The 18046-nt window shown below is 70.9% G+C and carries 16 protein-coding genes and 1 pseudogene; 6 read left to right on the top strand and 11 right to left on the bottom strand.

The window, feature by feature from the left end; all coding sequences use genetic code 11:
* Window positions 1-210: 210 nt before the first annotated feature.
* Window positions 211-737: pseudogene (locus ACZ7G3_RS15685) on the top strand (amidase family protein); the annotation flags it as partial.
* A 54-nt stretch (window positions 738-791) separates the two neighbouring features.
* On the opposite strand, the gene ACZ7G3_RS15680 reads toward ACZ7G3_RS15685, so the two are convergent.
* A complete protein-coding gene (locus ACZ7G3_RS15680; RefSeq protein ID WP_470926022.1) occupies window positions 792-1547 on the bottom strand; it encodes a lytic polysaccharide monooxygenase in 756 nt (251 codons plus the stop codon).
* 227 nt (window positions 1548-1774) lie between these two features.
* Here ACZ7G3_RS15680 and ACZ7G3_RS15675 point away from each other — a divergent pair, with 227 nt between their 5' ends.
* Complete coding sequence (locus ACZ7G3_RS15675) at window positions 1775-2209, top strand: DoxX family protein (protein ID WP_470926020.1); 435 nt, start codon at window positions 1775-1777, stop codon at window positions 2207-2209.
* 96 nt (window positions 2210-2305) lie between these two features.
* On the opposite strand, the gene ACZ7G3_RS15670 is transcribed toward ACZ7G3_RS15675, so the two are convergent.
* The 6 genes from ACZ7G3_RS15670 to ACZ7G3_RS15645 all read right to left on the bottom strand — a co-directional run bounded on the left by ACZ7G3_RS15670 (window position 2306) and on the right by ACZ7G3_RS15645 (window position 7130).
* Window positions 2306-2572 carry a discoidin domain-containing protein gene (locus tag ACZ7G3_RS15670; RefSeq protein ID WP_470926018.1) on the bottom strand — a complete coding sequence of 89 codons (267 nt, stop codon included), beginning with the start codon at window positions 2570-2572 and terminating at the stop codon, window positions 2306-2308.
* 35 nt (window positions 2573-2607) lie between these two features.
* Window positions 2608-3612, bottom strand: coding sequence for a HEAT repeat domain-containing protein (locus tag ACZ7G3_RS15665; RefSeq protein WP_470926016.1), 1005 nt, complete (start codon window positions 3610-3612; stop codon window positions 2608-2610).
* 6 nt (window positions 3613-3618) lie between these two features.
* A complete protein-coding gene (locus ACZ7G3_RS15660; RefSeq protein ID WP_470926014.1) occupies window positions 3619-4290 on the bottom strand; it encodes a HEAT repeat domain-containing protein in 672 nt (223 codons plus the stop codon).
* A 48-nt stretch (window positions 4291-4338) separates the two neighbouring features.
* Entirely contained in the window at window positions 4339-4545 is a 207-nt protein-coding gene (locus ACZ7G3_RS15655) for a hypothetical protein (protein ID WP_470926012.1), read from the bottom strand.
* A 50-nt stretch (window positions 4546-4595) separates the two neighbouring features.
* On the bottom strand, window positions 4596-5249 hold the full coding sequence (locus tag ACZ7G3_RS15650) for a hypothetical protein (protein ID WP_470926010.1): 654 nt from the start codon (window positions 5247-5249) through the stop codon (window positions 4596-4598).
* A gap of 417 nt (window positions 5250-5666) precedes the next feature.
* Window positions 5667-7130: an MFS transporter gene (locus tag ACZ7G3_RS15645; protein WP_470926008.1), complete on the bottom strand. Its 1464-nt coding sequence runs from the start codon at window positions 7128-7130 to the stop codon at window positions 5667-5669.
* A 201-nt stretch (window positions 7131-7331) separates the two neighbouring features.
* Here ACZ7G3_RS15645 and ACZ7G3_RS15640 point away from each other — a divergent pair, with 201 nt between their 5' ends.
* Entirely contained in the window at window positions 7332-7772 is a 441-nt protein-coding gene (locus ACZ7G3_RS15640; RefSeq protein WP_470926130.1) for a MarR family winged helix-turn-helix transcriptional regulator, read from the top strand.
* 150 nt (window positions 7773-7922) lie between these two features.
* Here the strand turns inward: ACZ7G3_RS15640 and ACZ7G3_RS15635 are convergent, their stop codons facing one another.
* A complete protein-coding gene (locus ACZ7G3_RS15635; RefSeq protein WP_470926006.1) occupies window positions 7923-9731 on the bottom strand; it encodes a flavin-containing monooxygenase in 1809 nt (602 codons plus the stop codon).
* Window positions 9732-9903: 172 nt separating this feature from the next.
* Between ACZ7G3_RS15635 and ACZ7G3_RS15630 the strand changes: the two genes are divergently transcribed.
* Window positions 9904-10926, top strand: coding sequence for an SMP-30/gluconolactonase/LRE family protein (locus ACZ7G3_RS15630; protein ID WP_470926005.1), 1023 nt, complete (start codon window positions 9904-9906; stop codon window positions 10924-10926).
* Window positions 10927-11036: 110 nt separating this feature from the next.
* Here ACZ7G3_RS15630 and ACZ7G3_RS15625 read toward each other — a convergent pair whose 3' ends face one another.
* Together ACZ7G3_RS15625 and ACZ7G3_RS15620 are read right to left on the bottom strand one after the other, a co-directional pair.
* Window positions 11037-11630, bottom strand: coding sequence for a TetR family transcriptional regulator (locus tag ACZ7G3_RS15625; protein WP_470926003.1), 594 nt, complete (start codon window positions 11628-11630; stop codon window positions 11037-11039).
* 339 nt (window positions 11631-11969) lie between these two features.
* A complete protein-coding gene (locus ACZ7G3_RS15620) occupies window positions 11970-12968 on the bottom strand; it encodes an RICIN domain-containing protein (RefSeq protein ID WP_470926001.1) in 999 nt (332 codons plus the stop codon).
* A 281-nt stretch (window positions 12969-13249) separates the two neighbouring features.
* Between ACZ7G3_RS15620 and ACZ7G3_RS15615 the strand changes: the two genes are divergently transcribed.
* Window positions 13250-13708: a hypothetical protein gene (locus ACZ7G3_RS15615; RefSeq protein ID WP_470925999.1), complete on the top strand. Its 459-nt coding sequence runs from the start codon at window positions 13250-13252 to the stop codon at window positions 13706-13708.
* A 102-nt stretch (window positions 13709-13810) separates the two neighbouring features.
* The gene (locus ACZ7G3_RS15610) at window positions 13811-14860 is read left to right on the top strand and encodes an alanine racemase (protein WP_470925998.1); all 1050 of its coding nucleotides are present in this window, start codon (window positions 13811-13813) and stop codon (window positions 14858-14860) included.
* Window positions 14861-15014: 154 nt separating this feature from the next.
* Here the strand turns inward: ACZ7G3_RS15610 and ACZ7G3_RS15605 are convergent, their stop codons facing one another.
* Entirely contained in the window at window positions 15015-17984 is a 2970-nt protein-coding gene (locus tag ACZ7G3_RS15605; RefSeq protein ID WP_470925996.1) for a GH59 galactosidase, read from the bottom strand.
* Window positions 17985-18046: the final 62 nt, after the last annotated feature.

The raw sequence follows: 18046 nt of genomic DNA, 5'->3' as shown, positions 1-18046 counted from the left end.
AAAACAGAACTCATTCGGTGTTGTCACCGGTCTGTCCGCAGAACATGTGCGAGGAGGACGTCCCTCCAGCCGCCGCAACGGGAAGTCGGGGTTCTCCGCCGCCGGCATGAGACCGCCCCTGATCCCCGCCCTCAGCAGCGGCCGGGCGCCCTCCGGCTCCTGGGACCCGGTCCGTGTCAGCGCGTCGGACAGGGCGGCGAGCAGGTCGGCCACCGGGACATCGACGCCTACCTCGCCACCCGTAACGGGCCCCGGAACCTCGCCGAGCTGATCGGGTTCAACCGCGCGCACCCCGCCGAGCGGACCTGCGTCGCCGGCCAGGAGCTGTTCGAGCAGGCCCTGGCCGCGCCGCCCACCACCGACCCGCGCCACCGGGCGATGCGCCCCGAGTTGACGGACCTCTCCCAGCGGTCCATCGACGAGACCATGGCCGCGCACGGCCTGGACGCCATCGCCCCACCGGCGAATCCGCCCGCGTGGACGACCGACTGTGCGCGGGGGGACAACGACGTGATCCCGTCCTCCACCCCCGCCGCGGTCGCCGGATACCCGTCGCTGTCCGTGCCGGCGGGGTCCGTGAACCACCTGCCGGTCGGCCTGCTCCTGCTGGCGGGCGACCGCCAGAACGCCGAACTGCTGTCGCTGGGGGCGGCCGTGAAGGATCTGCTGGACGCCTGGCGGGCCCCCGGTACCTGCCTTCGTCGCCCGACGCCCCGTCCCGGTCAGCAGGTCACTGACGGCACCGGCCGGGTCGGCGTGCGCCCCGCCGAGCGCGCGCCGACCCGCCGCACTCACGCGGCCGTGCAGGCTCCGAGGTCTTCCCAGACACCCCACTCACCGGTGGTGCCGGGCTCCTCGCCCGTCACCCACCACTTGGCGCGCCAGTTGTGGCCGCCGAAGGAGACGGTGTCGCCGCCGGTGTAGACGTTCCCGGCGCTCCACAGCGGCGCGGCGCAGGCGTCCGGCTCACCGTCACCGCCGCCGTCACCACCGCCGTCACCACCGCCGTCACCACCTCCACCGTCACCACCGCCGCCGATGTTGACGTCGATGCAGGAGTAGAAGGCGTTGCCGGTGTCCGCCACGTTCCAGACCGCGAGTACTTTCTGACGGCCGCTGAAGCCCTGGAAGTCCACCTGGTGGCTCACGTCCGGGGCGGGCTGTGCGCCATGGCCGTCGAATTCGGCGATCTTCTGGTCGCCGATGAAGTACTGCCAGGTGTCGGTGGCGTGCCGCGCCGTGTGGTGCCAGGTGAAGGCGTGCGTCGTGCCGACCGGCGTGACCCGCCAGCCCAGGCTGTCGTCGTCGAGTTCGGCGAACTGACTGTTTCCGCCGCTGCAGCTGCGCAGGCCCTTCGGCCCTTCGACGCTCTGCGGCTCGTAGGTGATCTGGCCGCAGTCGACGACGCCCGCGGCGCACTGGTCCTGCCGGCTTCCGGGCGAGGTCACCCAGCCATGGGCGTTCGCCGTGCTCGCCGGGAGGCTGACGGCGAGCAGGGGAGCGACCAGCGCTCCGACCGCGAGAGCCACCCGTCTTTTCGTGTTCATGCCATGCCCTTTCTTCCGGTACGTCCATGCCCGCCGCCGGCGCGATGGGCACCGGTGACCGAGGACAGAGGCCGATATAGGTCTAGACCTAGCAGCACTAGGTCTAGACCATAGCCGTGGACGAGATCCGGTCAAGGGCCTGAGCGAAGTGAACCGCCGAGCAAAGGCGCCGACTTCGGGCCGGGATCGGCCCTGCATCGCCCCCCAGTGAGAGAGGAGCACCGCCGATGGAAGCGCTGGAAAGAAGCCGGGAGTACGTGATCGGACTCTTCCGCATCGTCGTGGGAATGCTGTTCGCCTGTCACGGAGCCGCGACCCTGTTCGACGTGCTGGGCGGACCGCACGGAGCCGGACCCCGGTTCGCCGAGTGGCCCGGCTGGTGGGCCGCGGTCGTCCAACTGCTCGGCGGCACACTGGTTCTGTGCGGTCTCACGACCCGGGCCGCAGCCGTCCTGTGCTCCGGGTCCATGGCGTACGCCTACTTCACCGAGCACCAGTCCGACGCGCTCTTCCCCATCGAGAACGGCGGCGAGGCGGCAGTCATGTTCTGCTGGTCCTTCCTTCTCGTCGCCGCCATCGGCCCGGGCCGCTGGACACTCACCCCCCTCCTCCGCCTCCGGCGGCGTAGCGGGCGGCGGCTCGAGACGACGTCACCTCACTGAGCCGCGGGCGCTCCGTAGACGCCCGTCTCGTGGATCGAGCAGCCCCAGGCGGTCCTCCGTTCGACGCCCTGCACACGGACGTGGCTCACGGCCTCGTCACCGGCGAGCCGGACGACGTCGTTGCCGCAGTCGTCCGGAGTGCTGCGTGGACACGGTCTTCCAGTTCACGCAGTCCGGGGAGGTCTGGACGGCGTACTCCGTCGCGCACGCGCTCTCCCGGGCGACGGTCACCGCCACGACCTTCGCCGGAGCCGCGAGCTCGATCCGCACCCACTCGTCGTCCGAGTAGCCGGAGGCCCAGCGGGTGCCCATCCGGCCGTCGTTGACGTGCCGCGGGGCCGGCCGGTCGAGATCCTGCTCCACGCTGGAGGCCGAAGCCGTCCTTCAGGAAGGGGCCGTCACTTCGCGTCGCGTCGTCCGAGCAGGTAGGCGGCGGTGAGCGCGACGGCGCGGTCCTCGTCGTGCGACAGTTCCGCGAGCGCGTGTGACGCCGTGGCTCCCGGGATGTCGGCGAGCGCCTGTGTCAGCCGTCGGCGCACGGATGGTCGCGCGGCGCCGTGGGTGAGGTGGTCGACGAGCCCGGCGGCGATCCGGTCCGCCGGCTCCGGACGGCTCGCCAGCGTGGCCAGCACGTCCGCCGCGTCGACGTCGTTCGCCCCTTCGGCCACCATGCCGACGAGTGTGGGGACCGCCTCGGCCAGCCCGCGCGCCCCGAGCTCCAGGGCCGCGTACCTGCGGACCGCGAGGTCCGGGTGGGCGAGCGCGTCCCGCAGCAGTGCGGTCGCCGCGCGGTCCGGGAACTCGGTGATGGACCGGACCGCACGCTCGCGCACCTCGGCCTGCGGTGAGCCGAGCCCCTCCGCCAGCGGCACCAGTCCGTCGGGGCCCGATTGCGCCAGGGCCCAGCGGAGGGCTCCGGCGACGTAGGGGTCCGGCTCGCTCAGCACCGCCTCGGCCAGCGCCTCCACGGGCACCGGAACCTCTTCGGCCAGGGCCAGGGCCGCGCGCTGGCGCTCGCCCGCGTTCTGCGAGGCCAGGGCCTGGAGGAGCGCGACGGTCTGGAGGACGTCCTCCCATCCCTCGGGTTCCGCGGTACCGATCCGGCGAAGTCGCGTGAGCAGCTCCGTCTCGGCCTCGATGCGTTCCCGCGTCCGCCGGATCAGGTCCTCGACCAGACCGGACGGCACGAAACCGGGATCGTCGAGCGCACGGCCGACTTCGCGCAGGGACAGCCCCAGTGACCGCAGGCTCTCGACGTGGAAGATCCGGCGGCAGTCCTCGCTGGAGTACTCCCGGTAGCCGGCCCCGGTCCGGCCCGTCGGCCGCACCAGGCCGAGCGACTCGTAGTGCCTGAGCATGCGGGCGCTGACCCCCGACTTCCGTGCCACCTCACCGATCAGCACCGTCTGTCACCTCTCCTGGCCGTGCGCGCCGAGGGCCACGACACGCTTCGCCTCCTCGACCGCGGAGTCGAACCCGGAATCGGGGTCGCGCAGCAGCCGTTCCGTGGCGATCGCGTGCGCGCGCACGCCGGGGTCGGCGTCCGTCATCGCCGCGCGCAGCGTCGGCAGGATCATCTCACCGAGCGCGATCAGTGCCCGGCTGAGACTCAGCTGCGTCTCACGCCCGCCACGCCCGAGCTGTGCCGACAACACGTCGGCCAGCTCTGATTCCTCGTCCTCGGGCACGAGTACGACCGCCGCCCGCCAGGCGCTCCGCGCCACCTCGTCGTCGGCGTCGGACAGCAGCGTCCGGGTGACCGCCGGCCACGCCCGGCGGTCACCGATCTTGGACAGTGTGTGCAGGGCCTGGCTGCGTGCCTGGACACGCTCCGACCGTACTTCGTCGATCAGCCTCGGCACCGTCGTCGACGCGGGGTGCCGGGTGAGCGCCCACGTCAGCATCTCCCGTACGTGGAAATCGGGTTCGGTCGCGCATCGTTCGACGAGCCGGCCGACATACCGCGGCTCAGGTGCCGTACCGGCCGCCAACGCCGTACGCAGCCGCACCGACGCGTGGCCGTCGTCCAGCCCCCGGAGGACCCGCATCGCATCCCCCGTGTCCTGTTCCGGCAAGGTCACCGGGACCACCTCCTCGACCACAGTGAAGACGTTGTCACCGTGACAAGGTCAAGCGGGGCGCGTACAGGATGAACGGGCCGAAGCCACCCCGGCCTCCCGGCTGGCCCGGTAACGGGTCCGGTCGACCCGCTGCCGAGGTGTGCTCCATCCACCGGAGTAGTGGTCGTCGGCGTGGGACGCGATGATCTCCTGGACGGTGGCGAGCTGGGTGTCGTCGCACTCCAGCCATCCTCTGACCGACACGTACACACCCATACGTCTGCCCGTTCCGTCGTTCCGCGGCTCGCTGCCACCTGTCTGCCGGATCACGATTCCCACTGGTCGCGGTACTCGATGTGGAGCTCGCGGGCGTCGCCGAGGACACCGTCGTTGGAGTGGAGCTCCGTGCAGAAGTACGGGTAGTTCGGGTGGACAGGGACGTATCCAGGGCCCTTGTGAGCGACATCGAGGAAATGCCGCGCGGTTTCCCTGAACACCTTCCTGCTGCCCGTCATGAACAGGGTCTCGGCATGGAGGTGCTGGTGGAAGAGGTCTCGGTTCTCCCGGTGGTGCCGGGCCTGCGGGTCCATCACGGCTCCGGCGGGACGGCCCGCGCCGGGCAGCGTGACGGTGCGTGGCCGCCCCTGGTCCAGTCGCCCGCGCAGTTCCTTCCAGCGTGAGGGCGCGAACTGCAGCGAGTGATGCAGCAGCACGAGATCGAGCTGCCGAGCGCCGTCGCCGGGCAGATCGCCGGCAGGGGCCGGGTTGCCTCGCAGAGGCAGGTGGACCATGGCGCGCGGCGAGGAGGCGGCGAGCTCCCACAGCCCGCCGATTCGCCGTGCCGCGTCCTGATCGAGACAGACGTCCAGGTGCCGGTCGTGATCGATGAGCACGGCCCGGGTCAGCGGGCGAGCCGGTCGGATCACCTTGAACTCTCTCGGACCGAGGCGGGCTCGGTGGATGGTGATGGACACTTTCATCGGTTCTCCTGAAGGCGACGGCCGTCGTCAGCGGCGGCCCGGTCCCAGGCTGACGCGTGCTGCCACTGGCCGGCGACGTCGATGTGGACGCCGAGCACGCGGGCGGACCGTGGATCACGCCGGGGTGACGTGCGTGCCCTCGGCCAGGGGATCGAGGACCACGTCGAGGTACACCTCGTTCGCCCGCGATGGTTCTCGTCGTCCCTGTGCACGCTGGGAATCATGCCGGGACCGGGGCCCGACGGCGACGCCCTTTCCCCGTAGGTTTCGACGCCCGCTTTCGGTGACCGGCTCCGGGCGGGCGAGGTCACGGCAGGTCGGGCGTCCAGACCATCGGCGGAGCCACGACAGCGGAAAGCGGCACCCGGTGCGCCCGACCCGGCACACGGGTGGGCGCGCCGGGCGCCGACGGCCGGCTCAGGCGCGGGTCGGCGCCTGCTCGCTCGGTACCTCGGCCGGGGCCTTGTCGGCCGCGGAGTCACCGGTGCCGGTACGCACGGCGGGGATCAGCAGTGCGACGGCGGCCGCCACCACGGCCACACCACAGCCGATCAGCAGCCCGGTACGGAAACCGTCCTCGGAGGCGAGGGTGTGACCGCCCATGGTGATGGTCATCTGCGCCAGGACGACGCCGATCACCGCCGACCCGATGGTCGTGCCGAGTGAGCGCATCAGGGTGTTGAAGCCGTTGGCCGCGGCCGTCTCGGAGACCGGGACGGCGCTCATGATCAGGGCGGGCATCGCGCCGTAGGCGAGGCCGACGCCGCTGTTGATGACGATGCCGACGATCATCAGGCCCCAGGCTGTCCCCATGAGCGGCAGTGCGATGCCGTACCCCACGGCGATGACCAGCGCGCCGCAGATGAGGGCGAACTTGGGCCCGCGGGCGTTGATCAGCTTTCCGCCGAGCGGGGAGACGATCATCATCATCACACCGCCGGGCGCGAGGTACAGGCCGGCGGCCAGCATCGACTGACCCAGACCGTAGCCGGTGGCCTCGGGGAACTGGAGGAGCTGCGGAGCGATCAGCATGAACGCGTACATGCCGACGCCGATCAGGACGGAGGAGGCGTTGGTGAACAGGACGCGGGGGCGGGCGGTGGTGCGCAGGTCGACCAGGGGGTCGCGGGTGCGCAGCTCGTAGAAGCCCCAGAGGGCGAGGGCGACGACGGCCAGGGCGAGCAGGCCCAGGGTGGCGCCGGACGTCCAGCCCCAGTCGCCGCCCTTGGAGATCGCCAGCAGCAGCGAGACGAGGCCGACGGCGAGGCCGACGGCGCCGGGGGCGTCGAAGCGCTGCCCCTTCGCGCCGGCCGGCACGTCCGGAACGAAGACGAAGATCAGAGTGCCGATCAGCAGGGCGAGCGCTGCCGCCCCCCAGAACAGCACACGCCAGTCCGCGTACTGCGCCACGGCCGCCGCCAGGGGCAGGCCGATCGCGCCGCCGATGCCCATGGAGGCGCTGACCAGGGCGATGGAGCCGCTCAGTTTCTCCTGCGGAACGACATCGCGCAGCAGCGCGATACCCAGGGGGACCATGCCCATGCCCATGCCCTGCAGACCGCGGCCCACGATCATCGGCACGACGGACGAGGCGAGCGCGCAGACCACCGAGCCGACCACCAGCGGGACGGCGCAGACGAGCAGCATCCGCCGCTTGCCCAGCAGGTCGCCGAGACGTCCCGAGACCGGGACGCACACGCCCGCCACGAGCAGCGTGACCGTGACCACCCAGGCAGCGTTCGAGGGCGTGGTGTCCAGGATCTGCGGCAGCTCCGCGATGAGCGGGGTGACCAGGGTCTGCATGAGCGCGGCCACGGTGCCCGCCAGCGCGAGCGTGGCGACGACAGCGCCTGGGCGAGTGGTCGGCTGGGGGCCGTCCATGGTGGTGCTCCTCTACGAGAGTCAATGAGAACCGGCGCCTCGAACACGAGCGCCACATGCATCATACATATCTTGTGTATCTAGCACATGCCATGCGGGCTGCATATGATGGGACCGAGTGAGCTCGAAGGAGTCGCACCGCAGAGAAGAGGGCACGTGAACACGGCGGACAGGGCCACGGATCAGGTCGAGTTCGAGCAGATGCTGCTGAGCCGCTACATGCATCTGCACAAGAGCAAGGGGCGTCGCGCCGGCAGCGCCCTGGACCGCAGCGCCTACATCCTGCTCAGCCGGATCCGCACACAGGGCCCGATGTCGATCGGGCAGCTGGGCGACGCCTTCGGGCTGGACGCGTCCACCCTCAACCGGCAGACCGCGGCGGCCATGCGCGCCGGCCTCGTCGAGCGCATCCCCGACCCCGCGGGCGGCATGGCCCGCAAGTTCCGCATCACCGAAGAAGGCGAGCGGCGCCTCGACGAGGAACGCACGGGCCTCGTCGCCAGCCTGGACCGCATCATGGCCGACTGGCCGGAGGAGGACATCGCGGCCTTCGCCGACTACCTCCGCCGTTTCAACTCCGACATCGAGCGCCTTCACGGGATGCCCTGGCCACGCGCGCACGGAGCGGAACGGCGCACCTGAGCCACCCTCGAGCGCCACGCCGCCTCGCGGCGCGCGCACAGGCATCGCCCAAGGCATCGATGCCCCGCCCGGAGGCCGGCCCAGGCGCGAGGAGCCGGCGTCGCACGCCCCGGAAGGCGAGCGACACCGGCCGGCCCCCGAGGCCGCACCTCAGTGGCGGGCGGCGGTCCTGGTGCGGAGGACCTCGTCCAGGGACTCGGCCCGCCAGCGCTTCAGCAGTTCGTGGAAGTCGGCCGCGCCGTGCGGGTAGGAGGTCGGACCGTTGGGCCGGCCGCGTCCTTCGGCGTTGTAGTAGCCGGGGGTGCACTCCGCGTGGAACCACTCGTGGTCGGGGGCGTCCTGGGCGCATACGGCGGTCCAGGCGTCCTCGGCCTCGCGGGACGGTTCGACGACCGCGCCCCTGGCCTCCGCGCCGGCGACGAGTGCCGCGGCGTGGACGGCGTGCTCGTCCAGGACATGGGTGTAGTTGACGCTGCTGGTGCTCTGCGCTCCGCCCAGCTGGATGAGGTTCGGGAAACCGTTGCTGGTGAAACCGTGCAGCGTGCGCGGGCCCCGCTGCCGCCACGCGTCCTGGAGGTGGACGCCGTCCCTGCCGCGGACGGGCAGCCTGCCCGAGTGGACGCCGGAGACGCCGACGGAGAACCCGGTGGCGAAGATCAGGCAGTCGAGTGCGTACTCGGTGTCGCCGACCACGACGCCGCGCTCGGTCATCCGCTCGATGCCGTGGGTGTCGGCGGTGTCGACGAGGGTGACGTTGTCCCGGTTGAACGCCTGGAGGTACAGGTCGGAGAAGGTCGGGCGCTTGCAGGCGTACCGGTACCAGGGCTTGAGCTTCTCCGCCGTGTCCGGGTCGGTGACGACCTGGTCGACGCGGGTGCGGATCTCGTGCATCTTGGCGGCGTCCATGGCCTCGTACGCCGCTTCGAACGCCTCCCGGTCGCCCTGGCGGCGGAAGCTCGGCAGGAGCTTCTCCAGCAGGCCGGCCGACGAGGTCCAGCGGTCCCCCACCAGGTCCTCGTCGACCGGTTCGCCCGAGACGAGGCGCAGGAAGTTGTCCCGGCGTGCGCCCGCCCAGCCCGGGCGGCCGGCGCCCACGTCCCGAGCGGTGGTGCGGCGGTTGTCGCGCACGTCCACCGTGGAGGGAGTGCGCTGGAAGACGTAGAGGTGCCCGGCGTCCTCGGCGAGCTTCGGGACGACCTGGATGCCGGTGGCGCCGGTGCCCACGACTCCCACGCGCTTGTCCGCGAGGCCGGTCAGGCCTCCGTCCGGGGTGCCGCCGGTGTAGCCGTAGTCCCAGCGTGACGTGTGGAAGGTGTGGCCCTGGTACGTCTCGATGCCGGGGATGCCGGGCAGCTTCAGCTCGGAGAGGGTGCCGGTGGCCGTGACGACGTAGGTGGCCCGGAACCTGTCGCCCCGGTCCGTCGCGACGATCCACGTCTCGGTGGTGTCGTCCCAGGTCAGCGAGGTGACCGCCGTGGAGAACAGCGCGTCGGCGTAGAGGTCGAACTTCTCGGCGATCCGCACCGCGTGCCGGCGGATCTCCTCACCGGGGGCGTACTTCCACTCCGGTACGTACCCGGTCTCGTCGAGCATCGGCAGGTACACGTGCGACTCGATGTCGCAGTGGATCCCCGGGTACCGGTTCCAGTACCAGGTCCCGCCGAAGTCACCGCCCTTCTCGAGGACGCGGACCCGCTCGACACCCCGCTGGCGCAGCCGCGCCCCCGCCAGGATGCCGCCGAATCCGCCGCCGACGACCGCGACGTCCACCCGGTCCCGCACCGGCTCCCGCTCGGTGGCCTCTCCCGCGTACGGGTCGGCGGCGTAGTAGCCGAACTCCGCGTCGGCGCCGAGGTACTGCCGTACGCCGTCGGGTCGCACACGGCGCTCCCGTTCGATCCGGTAACGCTCCCGCAGTGCGGCGAGCGCCTCGCCGGAGAGCGCCTGTGAATGTTCCATGTGGGGGACCTCGTTCCTTCCGGTTCGCTGCCGGGGAGACACCTCGTCCATGAACGGGGCACGGAGTCGCAGGACTTGAGCAGCCATGCACTACCGTAACAACAACCGGACAGCGTTGTCCGGTTGCCTCGTGGTTGCTTCCGCATACTTTCGGACAGGAAGAGTGATTCGCATGCGACGACTCCCGATCCGGCCTCTCGCCGGGCTCACCACGATCGGCGTGCTGGCCCTCGCGGGCTGCGGTACGCAGACCAGCGGGTCCACGGCGGACCCGGGTGGCGCCCGTGCGGAACGGACCATCCGCGCACAGCAGGTCATGCGGCTGACGCAGGTACACCAGCAGACCGGGATGACCTTGCTGGAGGGACCGGTCTTCGACGAGGACGGCGGGCTGCTCGTCGTCGACGTCACCGCGCCGGCCGGCGAGCCGAAGGTGCTGCGCGTCGACGTCCGGAAGAAGACCTCCATGCAGGTGCACACCGACGCCCGCGGCACCTACACCTCGGCCCAGTTCAGCCCGTACGACGGACGGATCTACCTGACCGACTTCTCCCACGGCGACATCGTGAGCCTGGCCCCCGACGGCAGCGATCCGCGGACGTTCTTCTCCGGCGAGGTCGACGGCGCGCGGATGAACCCCGACGACCTCGCCTTCGACCGGGAGGGCAACCTGTACGTCAGCGACTCCCGCGGCATGTCCGAGGGGGAGGCGAAGGGCCGCGTGGTGCGGATCGGCCGCTCGGGGAAGAAGGCCACCGTCCTGGCCGACAGCCTGTCCGCCCCGAACGGCATCTCCTTCGACGCGGACTACCGCGGGCTGTGGTTCAGCGAACTGACGCAGAACCGCATCTCCTACCTGCTCCTCGACGGCGAGGGCGACGTGGCGTCGCGTCACACCGCCGTCCGGGTCGACGGCGGGGTCGCCCAGACCGACTCGATCGCGGTGGACGCGGACGGCAATCTCTACCAGGGGCTGCATGGCCGGCCCGCGATGGCGGTCTACAGCGAGAACGGCGACCGCCTGGCGACCGTCGAGGTGCCCGCCCGCGCCGCCGAAGGACTCGAATCGGCGACCAACGTCGCCATCGCCCCCGGCGGGAGGAAGGCCTACATGACCGTCAGCGGGCCGGACGGAGGCTACCTGTACACGTTCGACGCGCTGGCGGAAGGAGTACGGCAGTCCAACGGCGGCTGATGCCGCCGCCCGCGCCCACTCCCGTAGGGGCGCGCCGGGCTCATTCCCCGCAGGGACGCGCGGGGCTCACCCCTCGCAGGGACGCACCTCACTCCCCGTGGGGACGCACCTCACTCCTCGTAGGGGCGCACCGGACCCACCTCGACACCGAGCAACCGCCACGCCGCCCGTGCCCGGCGTTCCCGGTGCTCGCGGGTGGGGCCGGTGACGGCTCCGGAGACCATGCCGACGGCGATCATCAGGTCATCCCGCTGCGAGGCGAGCGGATGGCCGGCGGGCAGAAGCCGGCGCAGGGTGCGTTCGACCCGCTGGGACAGCTCCACCGCGTAGGCGGGGGTGCCGGAGCGACTGGCCGCGCCGTCGGCGTGCAGGACGCCGACGAAAGCGGTCGACTCCGTCTGGTGCCAGGTCAGCACACCGAGCACCTGGGCGAGGTCCACACCGTCCGACGCCGCTGCCCGCTCGATCTGCCGGACGTTCTCCTCCAGCACGGCCATGGCCAGGGCGGACCGGTCCGGGAAGTGCCGGTAGAGCACGCCCTGACCCACGCCTGCCCGGCGCGCGATCGCGGACAGCGGAGCGTCCAGCCCGTGCTCCGCGTAGATCTCCCGGGCAGCGGCGATGAGGGCGGCCCGGTTGCGGGCGGCGGCCTTCTGGCCACCGCTGGCGGGCCGCCGCTCGTCGGACGTGGGTTGCTGCGTCATTCCGGGAGAATATCGGGCAGGCACGCGGACGGAACCAGGTGGATACCGGCGAAGCAGCCGCGGTCCGGGGCGCGGCCCGCGCCCGGGGTCGGTCCGCGGCCGCCGCGAGTGCCGCCTCGGCCTTCCCGCGCTGGTTGGCCGGCTTCTCCGTCGGAGCGCCGGAGCGACGGGTCCGCAACCGAACCTCTCGGTACGACGACGGCTCATGAGCTCCGCAGGTACTCGCGGTTGCGGGATTCGGGGCGAGGCCCTGGCCACCGCGCGGAGGCCGCCCGCACCGGCCTGCGCAGCCCGCTCACCTGGGCCGGCGGGCAGGCCGCCGGCCCAGGTGAGGGATGGTCAGGTACTGCTCCACCGCTGGTTGTCACGGCCGTTGCACTCCCAGAGCACCACCTGGGTGCCGGACGCGCCTCCGAAGAGGTCCAGACACTTACCGCTCGACGCGGACAGCAGCGCTTGTCCTGACAGGCTGAACCGCTGAGCCGCCGACCGGTCACACGGTGTGAGGACCACCGGTGTGCGGTCCGCGGTGCCGGTGACGGTCGCGCAGAGGCCACCTTGCTGGAGTGCCGTGCCGGACCCGGTGTTCCACGACTGGGAGGTCGCGCCGGTGCAGGCCGCGACCACCAGTTCGGAACCCGAGCCGGCGCCTGTGAGGCAGTTGCCGGAGGCTTCGACCGCGAGCGCCTTCCCGGGGCCGGGAGCCGGGTCGCCTCCTCCGTCGGTTCCGCCCTTGCGCGGCGCCCCGCTCGCGGTGGGCTTCGCGTCGGGCTCCGCCGCCCTGTCCGTGCCCGGTTGGGTTTCCTGGTCGGAGGCCTGGCCGGAGGGCGTGGCGGAGCCGCTGGAAGCGGGTCGGGACGACGCGTCCGCGCTCGCTGAAGCGTTCGGAGACCGCTCCGTACCGGGGATTCGAGGTGCGGTCGCATCGGACTGGCGCGGCCCGCCTGCGGCGTAGGGCTGCCGATCGGCCTCCTCCTGGGACCCACCGCGCGTGACGGCCACTGCGGCGGCGGCTGTCACCGCGACGGCTGCGGCGGCGGCGATGGCGATCCACTTCGCTGGTGGGCGGCGCGGGCCGCGCCGGGGACTCTCGTCCGGTGCCGCCGGGGCGGCGGGGCCTTCGTCACGGCCGGTGGCACGGAGGGGCGGCTCCGGTGGTGCGGTTTCCTTGCCTTCCGCGGTGTCGGCCCCGGTGTCGGCCCGGTGGGCCGTGGCCGCACGGGCGAGAGCGGCACGGGCTGCTGCCAGCTTCGCCGCATCGTTGATACCGGAATGCCTGTCCGGCGGTGAGCCCACGCGTCGGCCTTGGCCTATGTCCCGTTTGGGAAGTTCCGGCATTCTGTCGTGCTCCTTGTGCAGGGGTGAAGGTGACCGGAAGTCACCTTCCGGCAGAGGGCGAGCGGTGCGGTGGCCGTGGGAGGACCCCGGGCCCGTTCCGGGCCGACCTTCATTCTCGTGTGTTCCGCGAACAGGCAACAGGTCATTTTCTGACCATATTCTGTCCACTTCGGCTCACTGTCGATGAAGTCCTGCCTGTCCGACGGAGGCAGCGGCGGCGCGGTCTTGCACCGCCTTCGGCCCGGCGCGCAACCGCTGTTCACGCCGTTCCCCGTCGAGGCATGTGGACCAACGACACAGGTCGATCAGCCGATGCCCGCCGGCCGGGCCTCCAGCGGATTCTGCGGAGGCGGAGCACGAGCCCGATCGCGGGGCTGCGCGCGGTCCTGGTGCCCGCGGCCCGGCCCGGGGAACAGGACGGTGTGCGCCTCGGTCTGGAGGCCAACTCCGCCCGCCGGCCGGCCCCGGACGGTGGCCGCACGGCGACGAGGACACCGCGCCGCCGCCGTCACCCGGGGTTCGACTGCTCCAGCCTGGTGCGCTACGCGTACTGGCCGGACGGCCCGGTTTTCCGGCTCAGCGGCACGCGCGTCTACCATGTCGGCCTCCGCTGCGGGGACGACGAGGTGATCCACGCCCCACGGACCGGCAGACCCGCCTCACGGGTCCCACTGGACGAGGCCATGCCGCGAAAGGACTACTACGGAGCCACCCGGCTCCTGCACCTCTCCGCCAGATGACCCCGGCACGGCCCACCGCCACGAGCGGGAGCGGGGCGCGGCATCCTGGCCGCTCACCGGCGGGAACGGCCCCGGCGAGCGGTTTCTTCGAGGAGACACACCATGACACTCACACTCACCATCGACACCGTGCGCTGGCAGGAACACCACCGCGGTGTCCTCGACCGGTTCCCCGGGCTCGTGCCGGTCTGCAAGGGAAACGGCTACGGGTTCGGCCTCCACCGGCTGATGCGGGAAGCGACTCGGCTCGGCACCGGACTCGCCGCCGTCGGCACCGTCCACGAAGCGGCCCTCGTGCAGGACTCCTTTCCCGGAGACCTCCTGGTGCTGACGCCGTACCGCAACGGGGAGGCGTCCCCGGCACTGTCCGGCCGGACCGTTCGCGTCGTCTCCTCCCCCGGGCACTGCGACGGCCTGGCGGGACGCCGGGTCGTGGTGGAGCTCATGTCCTCCATGAAGCGGCACGGCATCACCGAGGCCGACCTGCCCGCCCTGCGCCCGGTGATGAGCGGGTGGGAGTTCGAGGGTTTCTCCATCCACCTCCCGCTGAACCGGGTGGGCGGCGCCGGCGGGGCCGAAGAGGTCGCCTGTTGGGTACGGCGACTGCGCGAGGAAAGGATGCCGCTCCATCAGGTCTTCGTGAGCCACCTGTCGGCCGAGGAGATGACCAGGCTGCACGACGAGTTCCCGCGGACCCGTTTCCGGCTGCGCACGGGAACGAAGCTGTGGCTCGGAGCCCCGGAGGCCACCCGGTACCACAGCCGGATACTCGACCTCATACGCCCGGACCGGGGGAAGCGGTTCGGTGCCGGACGACGGCAGCCGCTCTCCGGCCCGCATCTCGTCGTCGTGGCGGGCGGCACCTCGCACGGGGTGGGGCTGAGGGCACCCAGGAGGCTGAGCGGTCTGCGGGACCGTGCCCGCCATGTCGCGGGCATCGGTCACGCCTGCCTCAACCACCACCTGTCGCCCTTCCTCTGGGACGGCAGGCGGTGCAGGTTCGCGGCCCCTCCCCACCTGCAGGAATCCGTCCTGCAGGTGCCCGGGGACGGTGCGCCGCCCCAGATCGGCCAGGAGGTCGCGGTGCAGCTGCGCTACACCATCACACGTCCCGACCGTGTCGTGGAGGAGCCACCGGTCCCAGCGTCGTGACGGGGAGCCGGAGTACCTGATCGAGGTCTGAACGCTGCTCGAAGACGACATGAAGCGGTTACGGAACAAGTCGGGGCGAACCGGCTGGGGTTCGCGATCGCCGTGTCCCTGAACCCTCCTGGGAGCGGGACGGGGAGAGGCCGGAACCCGGTGGCTACCGGGTGGTGGCGTCCTTGCGTACCAGTCGCGCGAAGGCCTCGTCGAGCCGGTGGGCGATCTGGGCGGCCCCGAGGGTGTCCAGTCCCTTCTGGCCTCGCAGGGCGGCCCGGGCGGCCGAGCGCGCGGCGTCGAACAGAGCCCATGAGCCGGGGGTGTAGTCGGCCCGCACCGGATGTCCCGCCTCGGTGAGGCTGTCCCGGATCGGTGTCGTGTCCACCCGGCCGTCCACGTCACCCGATATGGCGGTGAACGCGTCGAACACGATCGTTCCGGACTTCAGGACGAACTTCGCCGTGTGGGCGCGGTCGGGCAGACCGCGCAGCGCGTACGTCGCCCTGCGCTTGTCGGAGGCGACCGTCCCGGCGTCCTTCGCGATCAGCTTGCCGTCGACGTAGACGTCGAACACGGCGCTGCCGGTGTTGCCGCCGATGATGTCGACGCCCGTACCGGTGAACGGGACGCTGAACGACGCGCCGGCGGTCTGGCTCGTCGACGTCGAGCGGTACCAGTCCATCGCGTCGCCGTAGGCGCTCTTCCTGCTCCAGGCGCCGCTGTGGGTGACCGAGCCGTCCATGCTGTCCGCCAGTGCGGTGGCGTAGGGCGCGTACCCGTCGATCTTCTCGACCTTCAGGTTGTCGAACGCCGTGGTGTAGAAGTCGGTGCCGAGCTTGACGCGGCCTCCAGCCTGCGGGGTCGGGTCCTGGTACGTGTGGACGGCCTTCCCGTCGACGTAGGCCGTGATCGACGCGCCCTTGGCCTCAATGGCGAGGCGGTAACCGTCGGAGGCCGCGACCGTCCCCTTCGCGATCACCGTGCCGTACTCGTAGAACGTCCAGGTGCCGTCCGGGCGGACGCGGATGTTGTAGGGGGCGTCACTGACCGCCATGCCCTTCTGCTGGCGGACGCCCAGGGTCGCGAGCCCGCCGGCCGGGTCGGGGAACGAGACGTCGACCGTGGCCCGGTAGTTCTCCCAGCGGAAGTCACCGACGGTGGTGTTGGGCGTGTGCCGGTTCCAGGCGTGGGTGTCCTTCATGGACTGGTCCATGTACTGGTACAGCACGTTGTCGCCGTCGGCGTCCTTGCCGACCTCCCAGGCACCGGTCTGGTCGACCATGTAGCGGGGCTGGTTGCCGCGCGACGTCAGATAGGGCTGGGACGTCCTGCGGGCGCCGTCGGCCGTTCCGACCTCGACCTTGCCCTCCTCCTCGTAGCCGAAGTCGTCGGCGTACAGGACGGAGTCGCGGGTGTCGTGCTTCTTGCCGGTCGCGTCGGTGTCCAGCACCGTGCGGTCCCCGGACTCGGGCAGCCGCCGCTTCGTCTCCTTGTCGCGGCTCTTGTCGAGCGTGGTGAGGGTGACGATCGACCGGGGCTCGACCGTGTACGTGTAGTACCCGTCGCCGTCGGGCCGGATCTCGTCGACGAGGTGCTTGAGGTTCGCGTCGTAGGCCTGGCCCGCGTCCGGTCCGCGGGTCTCCCAGATCTCCATGGCGGGATCGCCGAGCCGCATGTTCTCGGCCTTGATCCGGTACGTCTTCCGCTGGTCGCTGTCATTCACGACGACCGTGGAGAAGTCCTTCTTGCGGGGGTCGGCGAGTGTCATGTAGCTCGGGGCCCCGTTCGAGCCGTCGAGGTTCTCGGTGCCGTTCACGCCGCTGTAGCTGGCTTCCGGCACGGTGCGCCAGATGCCCGCCGTGTTGGTGTCGTTCTCCCACCCGGTCCTGGCGAACTGGGTGAAGTGCTGCATCACGTACAGGGCCGCGTCGTAGTGGAGATGGCCCGACCAGGGGTCACGGGCGCTGACCAGCTCCTTGTGGCTGTACTGCGCGCCCTCGTAGAAGGACCCGATCGCCGGCTGGAAGATGTAGTGCGTCCGCTTGGAGTTGGCGTAACTCTTGACGAGGCGGTTGGCGAGATCGAGTGTGCTCTGGACGCCGCCGATGCCGGTGCTCGCACCGTTGGGGCCCTCGGTGTTGGCGACCCGGTGGTCGGTGTAGCCGAAGGAGGCGGTTCCCTCGCTGTACCAGACCTCCTTGTCCTGGTGGTACTTGTTCTCGCCGGTCGCCAGGCGGGTGTAGGGCAGGTACGTGTCGCTGCCGGGGCTGCCCTCGCGGCGGTCGTCGGTGTTGTAGTGGTAGCCCACCGCGTCGACGATGCCGAAGAGCTGCTCGTCACTGAGCAGCGACGGGCCTATGTTGTGTGTCTGGTTCTCGTCCGAGGCGACGATCTTGATGTCGTGGTAGGCCTTCGCGACCTTCTTCCGCTTCTCGGCCGGAATGCCGTAGCGCGGGTCCGAGAAGTCCGTGTCGGTCACGATCGCGTTCTTGTACCACTTGATGAAGGCTTCGTCGGGGTTCCGCGTCTCGTTCGTGTCCGGGTTCACGTAGTCGACCATGTACCCGTACTTCTGGTAGGCGTCGAGGATCGTCTCCTTGTACCAGGTGTACATCTCGTCATGACCAGTGCCCTTGTCCCATTCGTTCTGGACCCATGCGGGCATGGTCCAGCGCAGGATCGACACCTTGAGGTCCCGGTTGACCGTCTTGGCGTCGGCGGCCAGCTGGAAGCCGGGGGTACGGGAGGCGTCGGCGAGTTCCCCGGGGGTACGCATGGTCGCCGGGTCGGCGCCGGTCGACGTGTTCGTGTCCGAGCCCATCTCGATCTTGACATGGTTGATCAGCGGGTTCTTCCCGCCGAACAGGACCCTGATCAGCTCCCAGTACCGCTCGGGATGCTCGGCCTTGTAGTCCATCAGCAGGTTGCTCGTGCTGTTGCAGCTGAGCAGACCGAGGCCCTTGTAGGTCAGGCCGTTCACGTTGTCGGCGCGGACGTCGTTCCCGTCGACGACGATCTCCACGGGGCTGTCCACGGGATGGGCGGCGGGCGCGGCGATCAAGCCGGCCGCCACTGCCAGGGCCGTGGACGCGGCCAACGGCACCCACCTGGTGATTCTGCGCACGCGCGTCACGCGCGTCTCCTTCCAGTCGCAGGGAGGGATACGGGTCGTCCAGCCCACCAAGTCGGCGAGAC

It is taken from the genome of Streptomyces sp. NPDC037271 (assembly GCF_055603605.1).
The sequence above is the reverse complement of the archived record's forward strand: the minus strand, read 5'-3'. Positions and strand labels throughout refer to the sequence as shown.